Genomic DNA, 18,606 nt, shown 5'->3' with positions numbered 1-18,606 from the left:
ATTATCCGATGCCCCACAGGAGGAAGCGTCAGCCCGAAGACGAACACACGCATCTTGCCATCAAAGTGGACCATTGCGAGGCAAGCGTCGAAACTCGCATCGAACCCGAGATTTATCAGCCCCAGTATGCTTGGGATTTAGATGATGACGCCCCTCTATACCGGATCACAACCCAACTGACGCTGGCCGGCGTGGCGACTTATCCAGAGAGCCGGGCCGGCGAAGCTTATGAATTGACGATCTATGGATCGAATTCGGACCGCCGGCGCATTGGGGCAACGGTCAGAGACGTACAAGCACGCGACGAACATGGATCGCTGAAGTTTCGTTCCTACCGCGGCAGGCAGATCCCTATTTACAACCCGCCCTCAGGCATGGGACTCATCGAGAAGGTGCGCGGTGAGCCGCGCTGGACAGCGTGGCTTCGCGTGTCACCGCTGTTTGCCAGCAACGCACTTGCTCTGGTCAACAGCGGACGATCGCTGTTCCTGGCCATGCACGAACGCCGGAGTAAACGAGCCCGCTGGATTCAGGGAGTTAGTTTCCAAACGACCGATCCCGCCGAAGAGTAGTGCGGCGCCAAAGATCCCCTGCCATTATTTCCTATTGCTGCAGAGGGCCCCGGAACACGTCGACTTTCGTCTCCAGGCAGCGTCTCAAGCTGACGTCGGTCGCGCCGATAGCATACCAGCCCTCAGGTTTTTGATAGAAATCCAGACCACGCCCGATTTTGATCGTCCAGCCGTTGTCAAGTTTGACCTCCCGGTCGTGCATCTTTTCGTTCAGACTGATCTTTAGTGCCACGTCGTACTCCAGCAAGCTCTGCTTTAATTCCTCAAGCTTGGACTGCAGCCCCACCATGTCGGTCTGGTCATCATAGGAAGTAATCAGAGTGATACTCCTGACTGTGTCGGCCTTGACCACGGTCTCGCAGAACCGCACAAAGTTGGCGATCTGGTGTGGCATGCGGAGATATGGGTCCTCCACAACCACCGATTTTGCACCAGGCAGGTAGGGACCGAAAATCGTGTCGTAGGAATGTCCCGTATCACCATACGCAATCGTGTAGTGCCGTTCGGAGGGGCTTTCCTCTTCCTGAGAACGCGTGGGGATTTCGGCTGGTGGAGCCGGTGAGTGCTCGGGTTTCTGCGCGAACTCTTGCTGGTCAATCACCGCGTCGGCATTCGGTCGAGCCCGGCGCCGGGCGGGTTCTAGCGTCGCGGACGCACCGATGCTTTCGGGGCAATGGACGACGACCTCCTTGCCGTTGCGGTCAACGAATGACAATTCAATCTTTGCAAATTCGTCGTCCGGCTTGCGCTTGTTCATTTGCTCCTTCACGCGACGACGACATTCGACCGCGTAAGCCACGTACTCGTCGAATTCCTCATCTGTCGGGCTGTCGGTCGGGTGAAGGATCTTAAGCAGCGCACAAAGCGTCTTTTTGATCCCCTTTTCGTCACGGCCCTCGACAGCCGATCCCAGCTTTACCCGTTTGCTGACCTCCTCGTAGCGGTTGCTGTGCTTGAGCTGATAATGGAAGGCTTCGGCGAGGTAGTCGGTGATAAGGCCGAACCTCCCGGTCAAAAAAGCGCTGCTGTTCTTGGGCATTTCCCAGCCTGGCAGGTAACAGGCGAAGCGGTCCATGACGGCCAGGTCAAATTGCTCGGGCAAAGGCTGGAACAAGTCGTACTCCGTCGAGTTGACGATCTGCTCAATCGACATGTCGATGTTGCCGACAAACGCCAAACTGGCGTCGGCGATCACTTCCACGCCGCGCGAGAACCGGCCATTGGCCATGAAGTCCTTCATGATCTGGATCGTGTCCGGATCCTTGATCTTGATCCCGCCCACCTCATCGAACGCAACGGTGTCCCAAAAGCCCACGAGCCCGATCTTGTGCCGGGCGTTGTTGTAAAAGAGAACCGACTTGGTCGCCTGTCCGCCGCTGATGAGCGTGGAGTAAGGTGAGAACTCGCTGAAGAAATACGACTTTCCCGTACCCCGGGGACCGAGCTCAATGAAGTTGAAATTCGGCTCTACCAACGGGGCAAGCCTAGCAATAAAATGCAGCTTTACCCGATGCGAAAGCTTCGATGGCTCAAGGCCGACCGAACGGAGGACCGCATCGATCCACTCGTCCCGAGTGAACGCTTTCTTCGCCTCGCCGTAGGATGCGAAATCAAACCGACTTAGCTGAACGGGCCGCAGATCTTCGACATAAAAGGCATAAGCGTCGGCGTCGATATCATTGTGAGCGATTACCACCTCGGCCCAGATACCACCTTCGAGGAGACGATCGTTGTCCCTGTAGAATTTCTCGCCAATGGCAATTCGTTGTGAGGCGAAATTCTCCATGGCCGCCCAATGGCGCTTTTCCTTTTCGACGTAGCGGACGTGCACTTTGTCGATGAATTTGTGCTTGCCTGTCCTTGCCACGCGAGACTGCGCAGCATTAGCCTCATCAGGACGGACGTAATTTTCCTGGAGCGTGGAAAGGACGGCCTCCATACCCGCCTGGATCTCCGCCGGCTCATTGCTGGCGCAGTATCGAGCCAGCAGGAATTCGAGCACGAAAGTGGGGATATTCGTGCCTTTCTTGATGCGGTGTAAGAGATCCTTGCGGACGACCTTTCCGTCGAAGGCATCGTTCAGCTTCGTGTCTAAGGCATCCATCACATAGTCAGACTGCATAGTCGGTCTCCAGTTCGAGCGAGGCATACTGCGCCAACGTCACCGGATTGAGTGCCTTCAGGACGAACTTACCTTCGAACTCCATTGCCATCTTGACCGTAACCTGGATCTTGACACCAGGCTTGGCTGTAATGATGCCAGTCGCGACGTCGGCAAGACCACCTCGCTTCGCTTCTCCAACGACCTCTCCCTTCTTGTCATGTGCCTCAAGGAGTATCTCGAAGGTCTCGTCCAGCGAGAACATGTTCTCGCCTTCGACCGCCAGGTCGACCACCGGCAGCCGTGTGGTGACCCGCTTCGCGCCGTTCTTGTAAGACAGCACGACCTTGGCCGCAGCGATCCGTGGCTGCTTGACCTGCTTGAGGCGGATAGTGATCAAGGGAACCACTGCCTCCTGAAGCGATGCACCCCCGTGGAAATAGAGTAATCCCTTCCGGTAAGGCGCCAGACTCCTCGGCCCCCCCAATTTGGCAAAGTCTCCCCGTACGCCCGCCTTTTCGGCTGGGAGAACAAAGTTGGCGGCATCTGATTGACCCTCGCCCAGAAGGGCGCGCTCATGGACTACGGTCCACGAGCCCGGAGGCTTCGAGCAGACGTCGCCAGCCTCGGCATGAGCATTCAGCATGAAGCCATGGTCGGTAGCGACGATCACATCCGAGAAATGCTCATTCTTGAGCTTGTGCACCGCTTGGCGGATGGCCTTAAGGGACTGATGGATGAGGTTGAGCGTCGTGAGCGTCTCCGACGGGGCATTCTCTAGGTGGGTATCAATGTCGACGGTGCGAAGCACGAGGAGTTCGACTGATTTCGGCAGCTCGCCTTTGGACCTGATGAACGCGCTCAGTTGTGTTTCCCTAAACCTGTCACCGAAGCGGGCGCGCATCACCTCCATGCGGTTGGCCACTGAAGCCATCTTGCTTTCATTGAGGGCAACGTAAAACCCGTCTCCATCCTTAACCAGCCGAAGCCCCGTGCCCGCGCCTGGCAGAAGCGAGGCCATGCCGACCGGCGTGACGGTGGGAAGTTGCGCGCAAACAGCCTTGATCTCGGCTTGCTCAGTCTCCGCCAACTGTTTGTGTAGGGCAACGCCGAGCTCGTATCGCAGCGCGTCCACCATGATCAGAGCCACCCTGCGGCCGCTTTCTTTGAGCATCGGCTCGACCACGGTGTCGAAGACATCACGGTTGGATAAGCGCCCCGGCGGGGGCCAGCCACTCGTCTCGATTTGTCTGGAAAATAGCGATTGCACCTTCTCAATCAGTTTCGCGTACCGCCTGCGGCAATGATCTACCGCGGCCGAAAGAGAGGCGTCTGAGGGTATGTAGTCTGCAACAGCCTGCTCGAACTCCCGATGCAGTCGGTCAACTTCCCGCAGCGATGTCGAATAATGGCCTATCAGCATGTCGAGACTGCGGGCGTTCTCCGCCAGTTCGCGGTCAGCATCTTCACATCCCTCAACCAGCCTGAGGCCGGTCTCGATCAACCCCCATTGTGCCTGGCTCTCGCCCTTGCTTCTCCACACAGAGCTGGCATGGCGGGAGACAATACCCTTGGCACCGTCGATGTCCTCGGTGACGAGCGCATTCACAGCGCCCGCCAGGAAAGTCCGCTCTTCGAAGGGGAACGTGTCACGCATGCCCAGGTCGACAATGCCCGTGCAGACCTCCGGCAGATTTAGGTCGTCCTCCACCGCCTCGGCGCGGGCGATGTATTCGTTCCGGCTCGAAGCGCCGTTGCGAAGAGTGTCGCAAAGATGCTCTACCAGGGGGCGGGCCGCCTCTGTGGCCTTCGGGACGTTGGACAGAGCGCCAGGCAGCGCAACGGGAAGGTCGAAGGCGAACTCGCTGAAAAGCAGGAAGCGCCATAGTTCGTCGGCTATCGGCGAAAGAGTCTTGGCCTTTGTCATCAACTTGAGGCCCAACGACTTCTCCAGTAGGGCTCTTGCCTCGGGTGCCCATCCGTCGCCCGTCCTCATTGCCTCCACCTGCTTTGGGGTTGGTACGAGGAGAGCAAGAATGATCTCGCGTGCGGACTCCGCGTGCAGATGTGTCCTGAGTGTGGGCCAGGAAAGACCTCCGCCGACATTGTCGATCAGCGCGAATGACGGAGAAGAGTTCTCAGCGAACATCCGGCGAATCTCTGTAGCCTGATCGGGTTTGGCTTTTAGACAGATGCTCTCATACCCGTCGCCATCTCCATCAGGGAAAATGGCTCCGCAGGCTGCGTAGACCGCGTAGGGATCCGTTTGCCGTTCCTCGTCGGTGACCGGGCATTTGGCAGGCACGTACACTAAGAGGGTTCTCGATCGCCCTGGCTGCCCCAGCGAGGCCAGCGCCAGCATGGCGGCCTCCCGCGCCTCGATGCTGCTTGTGCTGGCATCAATGACCGCGGTGCCTTCATCAGCCAACGATTCGCAGATTTCGCGGTACCGTCTGCCCGGATCGTAGACCACCAGGACCGAAGCCTTCCTCAACCGGGGGAGGAAAATTTCTTCTCGAATAAAGCCTGCAATTGTCATGAGTTGATATTCTTCTTACCGCGGGCCTTGGGTTTTGGTTCGACGTAGAGGTGCTCCAGATCGTGGGCGATGGCGAGCGACTTGTCGGTCTTGCACTTCTCGCGCACGCGCTCGGGCCAATAAGCCATAGCCAGATGCGCCCAGTCGTAGTCACCCTTCTTCAGCTTGGCCCAGGTCTCTTTCAGCACCTTCTGCCACGGCTTGTTGCGAAACAGCTCCCACAGCGGCGCAGCAGTGATCTGGACGCCGTCGTCATGGTTCGGGCGATAGGTCGGGGCGATTTGCAACACCAGATCACGCAACTCACTCAGTTCGAGCTCTAGGGACTGTAGCGTCTCCAACACCCGGTCGTCGTCACGCGAGCGGGCACTGCCCTTGTCACGAAGGCTGGCTATGTCTCTGCGGACCTGGCTCAGCTTTCCATTGGGTCCTTCGATGAAATCGTTAACGGCTGTGTAGAGCGTCTGGGCAGTCAGGCTAGGGTAGTAGAGCCAGAGGGTGTAATCCCCCGATGCGGTCGAGAGCGGCCAGTAAATCGGGGCCTTGCGGCGGCTTTTGCTGTATTGCTTCAGGTGGAGGGGGAAGAAATCGCGTTGCAGCCAAGAGCGTATATCGGCCGGCACCGGAGCGTCGACGCGCGCGAGAACTTCTTCGCTAAGCAGGAGTAGATCATGCGGGTGGCCCTGGTCGTCCACCAGAATTCCGACATGGCTGTGGAACGATGCCGCACCATCAGGCAACATGCCAGGGCTTTTCGCAGGCAGTGGGTCGAAGGGTTCCGGCTCGGGCGGTGGGGCACGCTCGCCAGTTGCCAGACGCCAATCGAAGCGGCCGAAGGCCACGCCGACCGCCCAGCTCAACAAGCCGGCTGTCTGGTCGAGAGGGGTCGCGCTGCCATTGTCTTCGCTGTCGTCTGGGGCCTCGGCTCCGTCACTGACATCCTCGTCAACCATGCCGGCTGACCTTAACGCTGCGGCGCGATCCGCTTCGTCAAATCCGTAGAGGTCGAACGCGATGGCGTCGATCTCGGCCTGCAGTCCCGACAACTCAACGTCGATTGCGGGCGGGTCGTAGTCACCCAGGCGGCTGCGCAGAGCGGCCGGCAAGTGGAAGGCGTGGGACGTTTCTTCGATGGTGTCGAGGGTGCGCCTCAGTGACCACGCCCTGCGAGCCAATGCGGCGAGCAATACTTTTTCTTCATTACCTAGATAGGGAGCGGGCGTTTTCTGTATCACGCCGACTTCAAATGAGTGAGCCGCACCACCAGCGCGAAGGTCCGCAGCCGCGAGTTGGAGCTCGACTAGACTGTAGAACGATGAGCTAGATGAAATCGATATGAGCGCCAGGATCTCTTCCGACGCGTCGCATTCAAGAAATGCGGCAGGTCCTTTGTGGGAATATATGCAGTCTTTTGGCAAAGCCCTCATCGACAACCGGCTTTTGGTTCTAAGCGACCAAGTTATGCCTGGGCGAAGATAGTAATCTGGGTTTCTAATTACGCTGCCCGCAAAAACCCTGAGCTCGGCTCCGCCATTCATCCAATTTACGCAAAGGTATATATCTGCGTAGAATGGAGTGTAGGAGCCTCCCTTCGCAAACCCTACCCACCGCTCAACTCCCTCTTTGACCTCCCAGGACAAACGTAAGAATCGGAAGTCTTCAGCGGTGGCCAGTCCCTGTCGCGCAGATCGGCCGCTCGATTCAAATGCCGGAATGGTCTTGAAAACAGATCGTACCTTCTCGCTCGCCCAGTAGGCGAAAGGAGCGCCTGGGACTTTCTTAAACGCCGAGGGCTCTACCTCGAAAACACGTTCATCGTCGACGCCAAGACGCAGGGAAATGCAGCTTGCAAGCAAGTTGCCTGCTTTGTCTGGATCGGCCAGTAAGCGAAGAAACGTCGTCACCACTATTTCTCCAACACGTACGCGGCAGCTTCAACAAGAGCGTCATCCATTACCCCAAGGCCTAAATCGGCCATGACCTCCGGGCGGCCGACCCCTAACAGCACCTCTTCACGCCATTTCTGGAAACTGGAGAGGAAGAAACAGGTACGTGAAGTAATCGCGCCAAGCCGGCCGGCCGGCCGCAGTAGTGCCAAGCCGCGTTCGACAAAGATTGCCAGTAAGTCGTTTTTGCTTCGCGGATACGCTTTGGCCAATTGTGTCTTTGTCCCTTCCGACAATGCACCGAATGGAGGGTTCATCACTACCACGTCAAACACCTCTCGGCAGTGGTCGACTAGCCGTAAACCCTGAAGGGCATCTTCGACGAAAAGTCGCCCCTGATATGTGGATCGTGCCGCGCGAGCATAGTCGATCAGCGCCTCCCGCAGTCGAGCCTCGGCCTTCTGCCACTGCGCCATATCCTCGGAGCGGAACAGGGCGCCATGCTCCCCAAAGACCATGCGGATCAGCGCGGGCAGTTCCTTTTCGACCTGCAGCAGCACACCAAGCTCGGGTAGGCCCTTGAGCATGAACAGCGTCTGCTCGAAAAGTTCGGCATCTAGGGGGTCGAGCTCATCCATGAGTCGTTTGCGCAGGTCCACCTCGGCCGGGGGCGCCACGGCGGCAACGACCTGACCCCGACCGATCTGCGGCCGGTCCTGCGCTCGGACCCCCGCATCGTGCCAAGCCCGCTGCGCGCGCAGCCAAAGCGCCAGCGAGGCGATCTGCGCTGCCCGCGGATCGATATCGACGCCATAGATGTTTCGCTCGATGATCAGCCGCGGCACGTCGCGTAGGAAGGCGTCCTTATCCGCATAAGTCCGGCTCAGCGGCCCGAGATCAAAATCGCCGCCACTCTCGGTATCCAGCGCGCCTGGGCCATGCGCCTCTTCCCAATCCCAGGCCTCGAGGTAGATTTCCTGGAACAGGTCGAACGCATAAAGCCCGAAATGCATCGAGCCGCAGGCCGGATCAAGCAGCTTGATCGTGCGAGGGTCGCGCAGACGGCGGAGCGGCACGGGTGCCTCATCCTGCTTTATCAGCAGATACTGGCAGCGATCGCGCAGCGAGGTCCGGCCACCCGTCCAATTGAACCAGAGCCGTCCTAGCGTGTTGTCGACCAGAAACTCCACGACATAGCGCGGCGTGAAGAACTGGTTGCGGACGGCGAGCTCCCGGCTGCTGCGGGGTGCCTGGGACGCCTCGCGCATTGCTTTGCGCTCTTCCTTCGAATTGAAATACTGGTAGATCCAGCCGATCGTCTCATCCTCGCCCCACAGCGGCTCGATATCCGTGGCGTTAATCAGCTCAAGCAGCGCAAGAAATGCGGGCTCCCGAGGGAAAAGGCGGCCCGTTGGTGCGTATCGGTCGAAAAGGGCGGGGAGTTCGGCCCGGTAGTTGTCGAACAGGCTCATCAGAAACACGCGGTAGGCGTCACCGGTTTCACCGAGGGCCGTGCTCGCGACGCGCTGGTAGAGCTGGAAGCCCTTGGACTGATAGCCTTTGGCGACAGACTCGATGAGCAGCCCACGAGCCTCCATCATCCGCAGCGCAACGAGCCGGTTCAGCGTGGTGAAGGCCTGCTCACGCACCATCCGGTCAAGGGCGACCTTGCGGGCATCCTCGCCCCGTTCGGGCGAGGAGGCGAGATAGTGGTCTAGGATCTCGCGCAGGATACGCGCCGTTTCTAGCCGCCGGTCATCCAGGTGCCCAAGGCTGTCAAGGCTGGCGACCGTGCCCGACTGTGGATCGAGGCCATAGTCCTGTTGGAACTGCTGCGCGAACTCGCCAAAGAGGACGGATCGCGCATCGGTCACGAAGCGCTGCAACCGACCGCGTGTCTTGTCGTCAAAGGCCATGAGGTCCGTCCTTCGCGACAACAAGGTCGATTTCGTTTTCCGCTATTTCGCGACGCAGGTCAGACAAGGCTCTAATCAAATCATCCAACTCAGCTAAGGTCGCAATGCGCGCAGGAACAGTCACCTGCATCAGCCCTTTTTCCCGGAAACTAGACGAGCCACCTTGCTGGAAAGAAGCGGACTTCGCGGCCTGGCGGCGGGACTTCCCTTCTTGAATGACCTTGGCCTTTGTCTCAGCAATAACGCTGTCAATATCGAATTGCCGTGACACGAGCCGTTTGAGCCCGATGATATCCGGACTGGCCGCGATGGCCAGCGCCTGAATGTCCGCAAGCGTTCCGGATTGCTCCTCAGCGGTTAGGTCGAACCATTCGGGGAGCAGAGACAATTCGTTCTCGGCGGCTCGGATGCGGGCCTCCTGAGAGGCCTTCATCGCTTTGACCGCGTCGGCCACGCGGGCCTCGATGGCGGTTCTGCGGGTGCTGAGGTCGGCCTTGCGCTTGAAGAAATCATCCTGAGCCAACATGTCAGCGACGGTATCAAGGTCCTCGCGGGCTGCATCGCGAAGCTCTTTCGGGATGCCGGTTCCAGGCAGCTCGTCGATACCGCGCTCCAGTTCACGAAGAGACTTGATCGTCTCCACAATGCCTTGGTCGAAGGCCAGCTTGGCGGCTAGGGCCCATTTCAATCCCTCATAAAGCGGCGACTGTTCCGCGCCGAACCGTTGTGGGGCGTCGGAAGCGTCGGAGAGCAGCATGTCGGTTATCTGCCGGTTTGCCGATCGCGCCGTCTCCACTCCGGCCAGGCCAAGTGCCAGAAGCCGTTCCTCTAGTGGAGCAAGCTTATGTTGCAGTGATGGAAGGAGCTTCTGGGCTGCCTTGCCGATGTCTTCCTCGAGCGGAACAACCGACTCGCCGGAGAGGTCGGTCAGGCGCTGCGCAGCCCGAGCCAGAACGTCCATCGAGGGTCGATCGTTGCGCAACGCCACGCCGACAGACTTGAACATATTATTGGTCTTAAGCGCCTCTATGGCCTGCTGGCCTGTCACCGTGACTTCTCGGCCCGAAACCTTCAACTTCATCTCGCCTGCGATAAGGAGGGCGGCGACCATGTAGCGAACGGTGTCAGGTGACCAGCCGAAGGGCGCATCTGAGAAGACATCCAGCAGCTTCTTACCTTCCACCGTGCCGTTTCGCTCGATGTAATCCTTGATGCTGACGAGGCCCTTATGATCGGTCTTGATGGTTGGATTGCCGCCTATGACATGGACCAAGCCAAGAGGGTCGATCTGCGATGTGACCGTCCTCAGGTTCGGCAGACGGAGGAATTTTTCCGCGAGATCCGTCCCGACGCGCTCAGGTGCTTCCTGATAACGGTCGAACACGCGCTCCGCCACTTCCGCCAAATGCTTCTTGCATGCAGGGACAAGGGACGGGTCAAGACTGTCTACCGCCGTGACCTTACCGCGAAATACAAAGGATCCATTCGTTAGCCCGCGAATGACTTTTTGGGCAAGCTCAGAGGTCAAACGAGACGCGCGATCGATCTGGCTTTGGCAGTATTCTTTGACCTCCTGATCTGGGTCATGCCTGTGCAATTCGGCGATGCGTTGGCAGCGGCAAATTTCCGCGACAAGGTCGTCGGCCTCATGGGATCGTCTGGCAAGCAGGTAGATCAAGCTTTCAGACGACTTGTGTCGTGACTCGTTAGTGAGGCGCCCTTTTTCTCCATCGTAGTCGGTCGGATCAGCGAACGACACGGCGGTCTGGACCGTTTCCCGTTCCCCGGCCAGGGAGGTTTGCTGGCCGCCGGACAGATGTTTGAGCCCCGTTGTCACCGACAACGATCCGTGGAGCCTGACACTAGGTAGCGGCTCGAATATCTCTTTTAGGGCCTCGTTGAAGACTCGCCGAAGATCGGGCGAGCGAGGAACAAGCTGGGCCCGTTCCTGCTCCACGTCGTTTAGTTTCTCGCTGAAAAACCGGAGCGAGCCGTCCTTCTCACCCAGGGGGACGATAGGGTCTTTGAGCAGCCGGTCTACTGCCTCCTTTACCTTGTCCGCCAATGAAGCGGCGGCGATCGCAGGCTGCATCAGCGCGGCGACGTTTTCCATCGTCACCGGCAGATTGCTGAGTATCTGGAGAATTGCGACGGTCTTGCCTACACCCTGGGAAAACTCGTCATCGGAAAAGCGAATGAGGACCTTCTCGACGGCTTGGTGGACCGACGGGAAGGCACGCCGGATGTCCTTGTCCAGAGCATCGTAGAGCGTTACCGTGGTGGCGAGCCATCCGATTTCTCGGTCCGCCACGGGCTTCAGCGACCCGGCTCCCTCGACCAGGATGTCTTGGATGACTTTGATCGCCGATCGGAGACCGATGCCGCCGGTCGACTTGGCAAGGGCGCCGAGCAAGTGCATTAAAATGTCGAAATGGGCCGGCAGGAAGGGGTAGAGGTTCGTGAAGGTTTCTCGATCGAAGCCGGAGTCATAGAACTTGGCATCTATCAGCTTGGTATGCTGGCGGAGTGCCTGCCCATGGCGGTCAAATAGGACGCCAAGCTCTGTTGTACCTGCTGAAGACTTACCCAGGAGGCGACGTATGCAGATTTCTTTAATGTCGCTCGACTCAAGCGCGACCGTGATGGGGAAGCGATCCTTCAGCTTGTAAAGCTCGGGCGAGTTGATCGCCGCTCTGGGGTCGTCTTCGGTTAGTGTCTGCTGCGCCGTGCCGACAATCCACACCTTTCCGCCACCCAGGTCCTTCAGGTTCTGGGCTAGGCCTTGCAGATCGAGGATCTTGGTCTGCTGGCTGCCTACGTACTGGCCAATTTCGTCGATGACGAAGATGATGTGTTCTTTTCCCGACGCTTCGCGCACGACGTCGATCATCTCCTGAACTCGGTCGTCCATCAGATAGATGGTATCGCTGGTGGCAGTGGTGAATGTCTGCTCCGTGCGGAAGAGGTTGGGGTACAGCTTGTGGGCGATCCGAGGAACGACGCTGTCCACAACCAACTCATCGTTCCTGTAGTTGGCCCATTCCTCGCCGGTTTCGACGCTGAACGCCTGCTCAAACTCCGAATATCGGCCTTCCTTACGGAGTCGGCGTTCAAGAGCGGCGACTTTGAGGTTCCGGGAATAGCCGGCATATTGGAGGACTTTGTAGTAGAGGACGGTGGAAACCTCCGCCAGGGAAGCGCCCGCGATCTGCTCGCTCGCTAGGTCGAGCATGACGACCGCGGCCGGGAAACTCGCCACGAGCTTCGATAGTAGGGCTTTGGTTGTCGGGCGATGGAGCCTGTCTTGCAGGTACCGCAGAAAGGGTTTTCCGCCTATCGCGACACGTTCATCAAAGGCCAGGCCGAAGTACTTCGTGAAGGAGCTCTTGCCCGAACCATAGAAGCCGGAAACCCACACGCCGATCTCGTGGCTGGAGCCGGCTTCCATCGCTGCCTGCATCTTTTCCAAGAGCTGCTCCAGCTGCTGCTCTATGCTTTCAGTGACGATGTATTCAGAGATCTCCGCCTGCAGGCGCTGCTCTTGGGAGGCCTGATAGGTGATAACCTTCTCGATGGTGCGATGGATGTCCTTGCCTGTATCGAAGAGGGTGCGGATCTGAGGCATAGCGTTTCCTGTCAAATGTCTTCTTGTGTCAGCCGCCGACGTGCACGGATCGATAGTTGCCGTCTTCGGGATAGAAGCCGAGAAACCTCAGCCTCGTCTTTCCTGTTCGAGTGCCTGGATAAAGGAAGACTGTGGGGATGTGGAATTTGCCCTGAAGTTGCGCCTCGATCGCCCCAATTCGCAGATATGGGTGAAGTGCCTGAAGATCCGTCACCAGCATGATGGTTGACGGCTGGCCCTGCAGGGCGTTGAGCCGCTCCTCCAACCGCGACTGGAGGCGCCCCTGGGCATTGAGAGCGTTGGCAAGCGCAGTGTTGGTCCGTCCCCAAGAAAGGGGATCCTTGCGGTCGGCCTCAAGCCAGACCTTGCGGAGCGGCGCCGTAGCAAGGATGTCGGCTATGTGCTCGGCGATGGAAAAAGTCTCGACCTGCCAGCCCGCATTGGCCAACTTGGACGTCCAAGCGGGCATGAGTTGCTTCACCTCGAGGAGTTGGTTCGGGTGAAAGACCAGATAGAAGATCGGCTCGAAGCTCGCATGCGCGAATTCTCGGCCTGCCTCAACCCGGCGGATTAACTCGTCGAAGTCAGCCTTCAGAGAGGACATTGGCAAGTTCCTCCATTGACTTATGTTTCCACGACACCTGCGTGATACCTCCCGCCGACTGCACGATCAGTTCACCGCGCAAGGATAGGCGTTTCAGCTCGCCCAATGCATCTTCCGGCTCAAGCCCAAACAGCGTCCAATCAGTATTGCGGAGCAGCGCGTTGTCACCAATCCCCCGAAAATGGAGATCATGAGCCAGGACAGAAACGACATTTGGCGTGATGCGAAATGTGCTGAGGGCCCTTGCGCCACCCTTCATAGGCCCAAGCAGGCCGAAATCGGCGCACGCGCCCAAGAGGTATCTTGCAACGCGAATGACTGTAGACTCGGACCATCGGCTTGTGGTTCGCCCATCCGACACGGCCGAGGAGACAAATCGTAGCGAGTCCGCCTTTGAAATCGACCTTCCACCTGAGGAGTAAGCAGGCCAATAAACTTCACGGACGAAGTCAGCGAGGACCATGTTTGCTCGGCAGGTGAACAGGAAGCAGAGTGAGCGGAAGTCTTCCCTGGGTATGGTTCCGGAAACAGCTTTCAGCAGCCGGGCGGGCATAGCGCTGTCGACCAAATACCTTGGACGAAAGGCCTCTAAAATCAGATTTCGCAGACGGCGAGCCGTCATGCCAGGAAAATCGCCTGTGGCCAGGGCAGTCTTGACCAAATCGTTGCCTGTCATGTTGGGTTCCCACACTGCAAGCAGCTTCAAGGTCTCAGGCACAATGCCTAGCCCCGCCTGGAGTTGAGTTGTATACTTCGGCACATTATTCATCGTGCGCCAGTGAAATAAGGGAAACACTGAACACCCGCGGAGAACGCTGCAAGATACAACGACGCGAGCTCTGCTATCCAACCCGGCTCGTCAAGCATCGCAGCCGCCCCCACCAATGCCGGGCCTGATCTCGCCGTGACCGCGTGTTCCGCGAGCCGTTCGAGCGTAGCTCTGGCCTTGTCGGCGGAAATGGTTTCGTCCACCAACTCTTGACGCATCGTTTGCACCCGGTCGAAGAGCCTTTGCTCCATGTTTTCTGGGAGGCGAAAGGGGTGAAAGGCACGCCCGACACCTATGCGCTCGTCATGCACACGCCTCGCGGACTCTACAACGCCTTCGTACCGTGTCTGCCACGACTTCGACCCAAACACCGGCATAAGAAACGCAGAACTCGTCGTCGACATGAAGCCCGACTGCCACCATCCAGCATTGTCCCGTTCCCCAAGGGCGCCAACCGCTAGTCGCAGAGATATAGTCTGCGTCTCGATGAGTTCGTCTGATTTGGAGATGCTACCCATGTGCGTTTAGTCCTGTGGTGTCTCGCCGAAGCCGAAGTCCCCTTTCACTTCCGCAGCGGGGACGGCCTGGGGCTGCCTAATCTGCGAAAGAATCATGGGTTATAGCAGGTCGCATTCGGTCGCTAGGCTGAGAGCTGTCTGAAGTCTGTCAGGGGTCGGCCGGGGCGTGAAGGCACTTGGCACCCCCGGCGCCAATGTCCAGCCGCCCTCGTCCATCACGACCTTGAGGCGGAGGATGAACCTGCCGCGCGCCCTTGCATCCGCCAGTCCCCGCCCGACCGACCAGTACACGTGCTGGGCCAGCACCCAAGTCTCCAGAACATGGCGCGCGAACTCCTTCGCCGGAGCGTCCTCCCAAGCTGCGGCTTCGCGCTTGGCACGGAACAGCGGCAGCCGGTCCTGTCGGTCGAAATGCTCTCCCGCGTCAGGCGCGTTGGCTATGCAGAAGGTCAACCCGTCGATGATGACGGCGGCGAGGCCAGATCGTGAAGCGTCGGCGAGAACCTCGGTAATACGGTTCATCAGGTCAGTCGGGCCGACTTCGAAAAGGTGACCGGCTTCCAGCCACGTTTCCGCGGTGCGCAGATCAGGGTCGATCCCGGCTTCTTCGAGAAACGCCGCGACAAGCTCCTCGGTGGTCTTTGACCGCTCGTCGAGCTGGCGCAGGATCCAGCTAAATAACGTTTCCAACGTCAGGCGGAATAGTTGGCGGATCTGCAGTTTTCGCCATCTCGCCGCGGTTTCTTCCAGAATAGTCGGCGGAGTGAAGCCCGAAGGCGCTCCGGCCATCGTGCTGCGGACGAGTTCGACGTCAGCAGTGGAGGCATTGGCGACCGCTTCCAACATGAGACTGCCTCCCAGTCTTCTGTGAATGGGTGCCAATGTCCCGAACAGCATGTCAGCGGCTGCTTCCTTCTCGGCGTCGGTGACCGTGTCGAACGACCATGCTTCCGCCCAGCTCAGAACCTCGTCCGAACTGACGCTCACGCTGCCGAGGCTACTGAAGGCGGGATGATCGAGCCTGTCCGCAATTAGTGCCTCAAATGCGTCAAGCGCACGCTCGGCAGCAGCCGTTGGCACCAATATTTCAAGATGGACTGGGTGCCGGTCGACCCAGCCTAGCGACTTGAGCCCGGGGCCGTAGTTGACCGCGGCTGTGAATGCCGTGGAATAGCGACGCTCTTCCCGGCGCTTCTTCCATGCGGGGCCACCGAACTTGTAGTGAGTTTCACGCACGAGCGGCCCGAGAACCTGGCGGCCAGGCAGATCCGCGTTGGAGTCCAACAGGAACTGGGACCACGCGTAGATCACTTCGATGCGGTCCACGAAATCCATCAGAAGATCGACCTTAATCTTCGCGGCATCCTCTTTCTCCGCAAGATGTCGCGCCCGGCGCCAAGCCCAGGCGACGATCACGAAAGGGCGGATGTGACGGGCGACATTGTTCAGGCCCGGGAGGACCTGGTCCATCAGGTCGAAATTGGTCTGACGCAACCCCAAAGGGTCGACGCCGCCGAGTCTGGGGGCGGTCGGAGGCACAAACACGGGACCATCGGCCGCGCTTGCGGCCGCGGTCATGTCGGCCAGGGAAACTTCAGCCATGTTCAGCCTCCTCCGGCCAGATGAGGACGTGACCGCAGCAGTTCCTGGCTGTCGCCACCGCTGTCGAGCGCAGCTTACCGATCTCGATCCTCGGCAGCGTCCGGTGGCATTTCGGGCATGCCTCCGACCATTGCTTCATTACCACGATTTTCTTTCTTGACCGCTCCGATGCGAACGCGTCGGCCATGGTCGCGAACTCGTCCTTTGCGGCGAGGGCGAGATCCCCGTAACCGCCGGCGGGTTGTCCCCGCGCGAGAGCATCGATGTAGGTCCTGGCCTGTTCCCGGAAAGTCCTGATTGCGCGCACCTGGCTCCAGAGCTCGGGAAAAGACGCATTCTGGTCGAGCACGGAATGAAAACCGCGTGCGAGTTCGGGCGACGGGCAGTCGCCGTGCAGATCAGCTCCGATTCCAACGAGCCTCGACCGGGCGGCACGCAACTCGTTCTCGTCGATCCGCGTCCCGAGGAGAGTGAGAGCGACCGCAGAAACCAGTTCGCGGCTGTCATCGGGAATCTCAATTCTGGTCAACGCGTCGAGCAGCCGCTGAAGCCACCCCTTTGCCCGTTGCTGATCCGGCAGAAGCCGCTCGCAGATGTATTGCGTCAGGTCCAAAGCCCGGAAAGCGTGAAGGTCGACCAGTCCGGGAGAAAGCATCTTGTCGAGGAACTTCTCGAACACGGCCATTGAATGGTCCACGGCTCGATCAGCCGCCTGGACCTCTTCCGTGGTGTCGCCTTCCTCCTCGCTGTCGGTATCGACATTGCGGACGGTTCCTACTTGCTCCAGGGGGCCGCGCTTCTCCCGCAGCGCGGCGAACACGTATTCCATGAAGCGGAGCCAACCGGCCCCGCCAGCAGCCGTCCGGTCCGTCCCCGGCACCGAGGTGCGAACGTTGCGCAGGTCGGCAACGTCGACTGTCTGATCCTCGGGCGATGCGCGAACTCCAGCACCGCCGCCGCTGATCGGCATTGGCGCTTGTGCCATCCTGCGGGGGTCCTCGTGCAGCCAGACCATCATGGCTGCAACGTCGGCAGGGGTCTCGGTTCCCGCCAGGATAGCCAGCAAGCGCGGTCCGAGCGCGCCGGCGCGACGTGTCATCTCGGTGAATGCGGCAAGCGAAACAAAGCCTTCTGCGGCCGATCTATCGGCAGCTTCTACGCGCACAACCAGCCTTCCGCCCTTCCAGGACTGAACCTCCAGGCCCGGCGCGTTGGCGGTGAAGGAACCGTCGTCCGCAAGATAAACGTCGTCCAGCTTGCGGGGGCCTTCCGTGGTGATCTGGAAGACCGAGGCCGCACCCGTCATTGCCGGCGCCAACACCTGGCCGGAGACGCGGTCGCCTTCGAGGACCGCTCGCAGGATTCCGATCGGTTCGCTTCCGTCGTCGGCGTCATCGCCCGGGTCGATTGCCTGAGGCGGCGACGAGGGAACGTATGTCCAGCCAACTATGCGATCCCGTTGAAACCGGGCTACGCAGGCCTCAACGTTGCGTCCCGCGCCCAAAGCTGCGGTCGAGGCGTTGGGGCTGCCGGAGATAAGCAGCCGGCCGCGTCTGCATATGATTTCGAACGCCTTCGCGTGGAGCTTGCGTGGCTTTTCTTCCTTGAGCACGTCGAGTTCGACCGCGCGAACTTCGACGCTTGTCTCGGATGGCCAGTTTGACCCGATCTTTCCTTGTACCGTGCCGCCGCCGTGAGCATGAATGAAAACGTGATCGAGGCCGATGGTTTCACAAAGGCGACTGATCGCTTTCCCGCTGTCCCAGAAAGGTGCCGCCGCAACCAGCCTTGTCGCTCCGCCCAGAACCTCGACGGCATCGGCGATCTTGTCCGATATCGCACCGTCGAGGCTGTGGAAGAGACGGATGTTCCCGTCACGGGGCCGCCCGAACGTCGACTTCCGGAGATCGTTGGCGACAACCTCGCAATGATGACCGGCGCCGTGGCGGACGTTGTCGGCGAGAGCCAACATTTCGAAGAAGCCAGCGGTATCGTCGATAGCGTCAGCGGAAAAGCTGGGGTGCAGGTGCTCGACGACCTCGAGATTCCCTCCCCACCCATTGAACGTCAGGTTACCTGATCCCACCAGCAGATGACATTCGTCGTCGGCGACCAATGCGGAAAGCTTTGGGTGGAAAACACCCGAGGTTACGGATATTGGCTCGACCTCATAGTCTCGGCCCACCCGTCGCGCACCTTGCTCGCTAAGCCCTGCCCTTACCCCCTCGATGTCCGCCAGAATAAGCGCTTCCCGCCCACCACCACGCACAAGAGCGTCAAGCAGCACGGCCTCGAAGAATGAAAGGCTCAATGCGTAAGTCGTGAAAACTGCACGATGCCACGGTCGCGCAGATATCAAATCAAGCGGCGATAAGGCCAATTAGTCCCCCCTCATGCTTGGCTGCCCAGCCAATACACGCATGAGCCTAAATTCATAGGCATTCTGGGGGAGAGTGTCTCCAACTATTTCAGGC

11 protein-coding genes are annotated in these 18,606 nt (G+C 59.2%); 1 reads left to right on the top strand and 10 read right to left on the bottom strand.

Annotated features, from left to right (window positions below; genetic code table 11):
* Positions 1 to 8: 8 nt before the first annotated feature.
* A complete protein-coding gene (locus tag NP945_RS00780) occupies positions 9 to 572 on the top strand; it encodes a hypothetical protein (RefSeq protein WP_256745322.1) in 564 nt (187 codons plus the stop codon).
* A gap of 31 nt (positions 573 to 603) precedes the next feature.
* Here the strand turns inward: NP945_RS00780 and brxL are convergent, their stop codons facing one another.
* From brxL to NP945_RS00735, 10 genes are all read right to left on the bottom strand, one after another.
* Positions 604 to 2,694, bottom strand: a complete 2,091-nt coding sequence (gene brxL / locus NP945_RS00775; protein ID WP_256745321.1) for a BREX system Lon protease-like protein BrxL — start codon at positions 2,692 to 2,694, stop codon at positions 604 to 606.
* Entirely contained in the window at positions 2,684 to 5,212 is a 2,529-nt protein-coding gene (locus NP945_RS00770; RefSeq protein ID WP_135899096.1) for a PglZ domain-containing protein, read from the bottom strand. Before NP945_RS00770 ends, brxL begins: the two co-directional genes overlap by 11 nt.
* Positions 5,209 to 7,116 carry a BREX-1 system adenine-specific DNA-methyltransferase PglX gene (locus tag NP945_RS00765; RefSeq protein ID WP_256745320.1) on the bottom strand — a complete coding sequence of 636 codons (1,908 nt, stop codon included), beginning with the start codon at positions 7,114 to 7,116 and terminating at the stop codon, positions 5,209 to 5,211. The genes NP945_RS00770 and NP945_RS00765 overlap by 4 nt, the downstream gene beginning before the upstream one ends.
* A 2-nt stretch (positions 7,117 to 7,118) precedes the next feature.
* Positions 7,119 to 9,014, bottom strand: a complete 1,896-nt coding sequence (locus NP945_RS00760; protein ID WP_256745319.1) for a BREX-1 system adenine-specific DNA-methyltransferase PglX — start codon at positions 9,012 to 9,014, stop codon at positions 7,119 to 7,121.
* A complete protein-coding gene (gene brxC / locus NP945_RS00755; protein ID WP_256745318.1) occupies positions 9,004 to 12,639 on the bottom strand; it encodes a BREX system P-loop protein BrxC in 3,636 nt (1,211 codons plus the stop codon). Before brxC ends, NP945_RS00760 begins: the two co-directional genes overlap by 11 nt.
* Positions 12,640 to 12,667: 28 nt before the next feature.
* A complete protein-coding gene (locus tag NP945_RS00750) occupies positions 12,668 to 13,243 on the bottom strand; it encodes a BREX protein BrxB domain-containing protein (protein WP_256745317.1) in 576 nt (191 codons plus the stop codon).
* On the bottom strand, positions 13,224 to 14,012 hold the full coding sequence (locus NP945_RS00745; RefSeq protein ID WP_135899107.1) for a BrxA family protein: 789 nt from the start codon (positions 14,010 to 14,012) through the stop codon (positions 13,224 to 13,226). The genes NP945_RS00750 and NP945_RS00745 overlap by 20 nt, the downstream gene beginning before the upstream one ends.
* Complete coding sequence (locus NP945_RS31920; RefSeq protein ID WP_135899109.1) at positions 14,009 to 14,530, bottom strand: BrxE family protein; 522 nt, start codon at positions 14,528 to 14,530, stop codon at positions 14,009 to 14,011. Before NP945_RS31920 ends, NP945_RS00745 begins: the two co-directional genes overlap by 4 nt.
* Before the next feature lie 99 nt (positions 14,531 to 14,629).
* Positions 14,630 to 16,132 (bottom strand): septum formation inhibitor-activating ATPase, encoded by a 1,503-nt coding sequence (locus NP945_RS00740; protein WP_256745316.1) that lies wholly within the window; start codon positions 16,130 to 16,132, stop codon positions 14,630 to 14,632.
* The gene (locus NP945_RS00735) at positions 16,125 to 18,512 is read right to left on the bottom strand and encodes a hypothetical protein (RefSeq protein ID WP_256745315.1); all 2,388 of its coding nucleotides are present in this window, start codon (positions 18,510 to 18,512) and stop codon (positions 16,125 to 16,127) included. Before NP945_RS00735 ends, NP945_RS00740 begins: the two co-directional genes overlap by 8 nt.
* Positions 18,513 to 18,606: the final 94 nt, after the last annotated feature.

Origin of the sequence: Mesorhizobium sp. LMG17149, from assembly GCF_024518695.1 — a bacterium.
Lineage (GTDB): Bacteria > Pseudomonadota > Alphaproteobacteria > Rhizobiales > Rhizobiaceae > Mesorhizobium.
The sequence above is the reverse complement of the archived record's forward strand: the minus strand, read 5'-3'. Positions and strand labels throughout refer to the sequence as shown.

What these genes read in the sequence shown, in the direction of transcription:
- NP945_RS00745 (WP_135899107.1), bottom strand. Translation starts at nt 14,012, where the DNA reads ATGAATAATGTGCCGAAGTATACAACTCAACTCCAGGCGGGGCTAGGC.
- NP945_RS00750 (WP_256745317.1), bottom strand. Translation starts at nt 13,243, where the DNA reads ATGTCCTCTCTGAAGGCTGACTTCGACGAGTTAATCCGCCGGGTTGAG.
- NP945_RS00770 (WP_135899096.1), bottom strand. Translation starts at nt 5,212, where the DNA reads ATGACAATTGCAGGCTTTATTCGAGAAGAAATTTTCCTCCCCCGGTTG.
- NP945_RS00760 (WP_256745319.1), bottom strand. Translation starts at nt 9,014, where the DNA reads ATGGCCTTTGACGACAAGACACGCGGTCGGTTGCAGCGCTTCGTGACC.
- NP945_RS31920 (WP_135899109.1), bottom strand. Translation starts at nt 14,530, where the DNA reads ATGGGTAGCATCTCCAAATCAGACGAACTCATCGAGACGCAGACTATA.
- brxL (WP_256745321.1), bottom strand. Translation starts at nt 2,694, where the DNA reads ATGCAGTCTGACTATGTGATGGATGCCTTAGACACGAAGCTGAACGAT.
- NP945_RS00780 (WP_256745322.1), top strand. Translation starts at nt 9, where the DNA reads ATGCCCCACAGGAGGAAGCGTCAGCCCGAAGACGAACACACGCATCTT.
- NP945_RS00740 (WP_256745316.1), bottom strand. Translation starts at nt 16,132, where the DNA reads ATGGCTGAAGTTTCCCTGGCCGACATGACCGCGGCCGCAAGCGCGGCC.
- brxC (WP_256745318.1), bottom strand. Translation starts at nt 12,639, where the DNA reads ATGCCTCAGATCCGCACCCTCTTCGATACAGGCAAGGACATCCATCGC.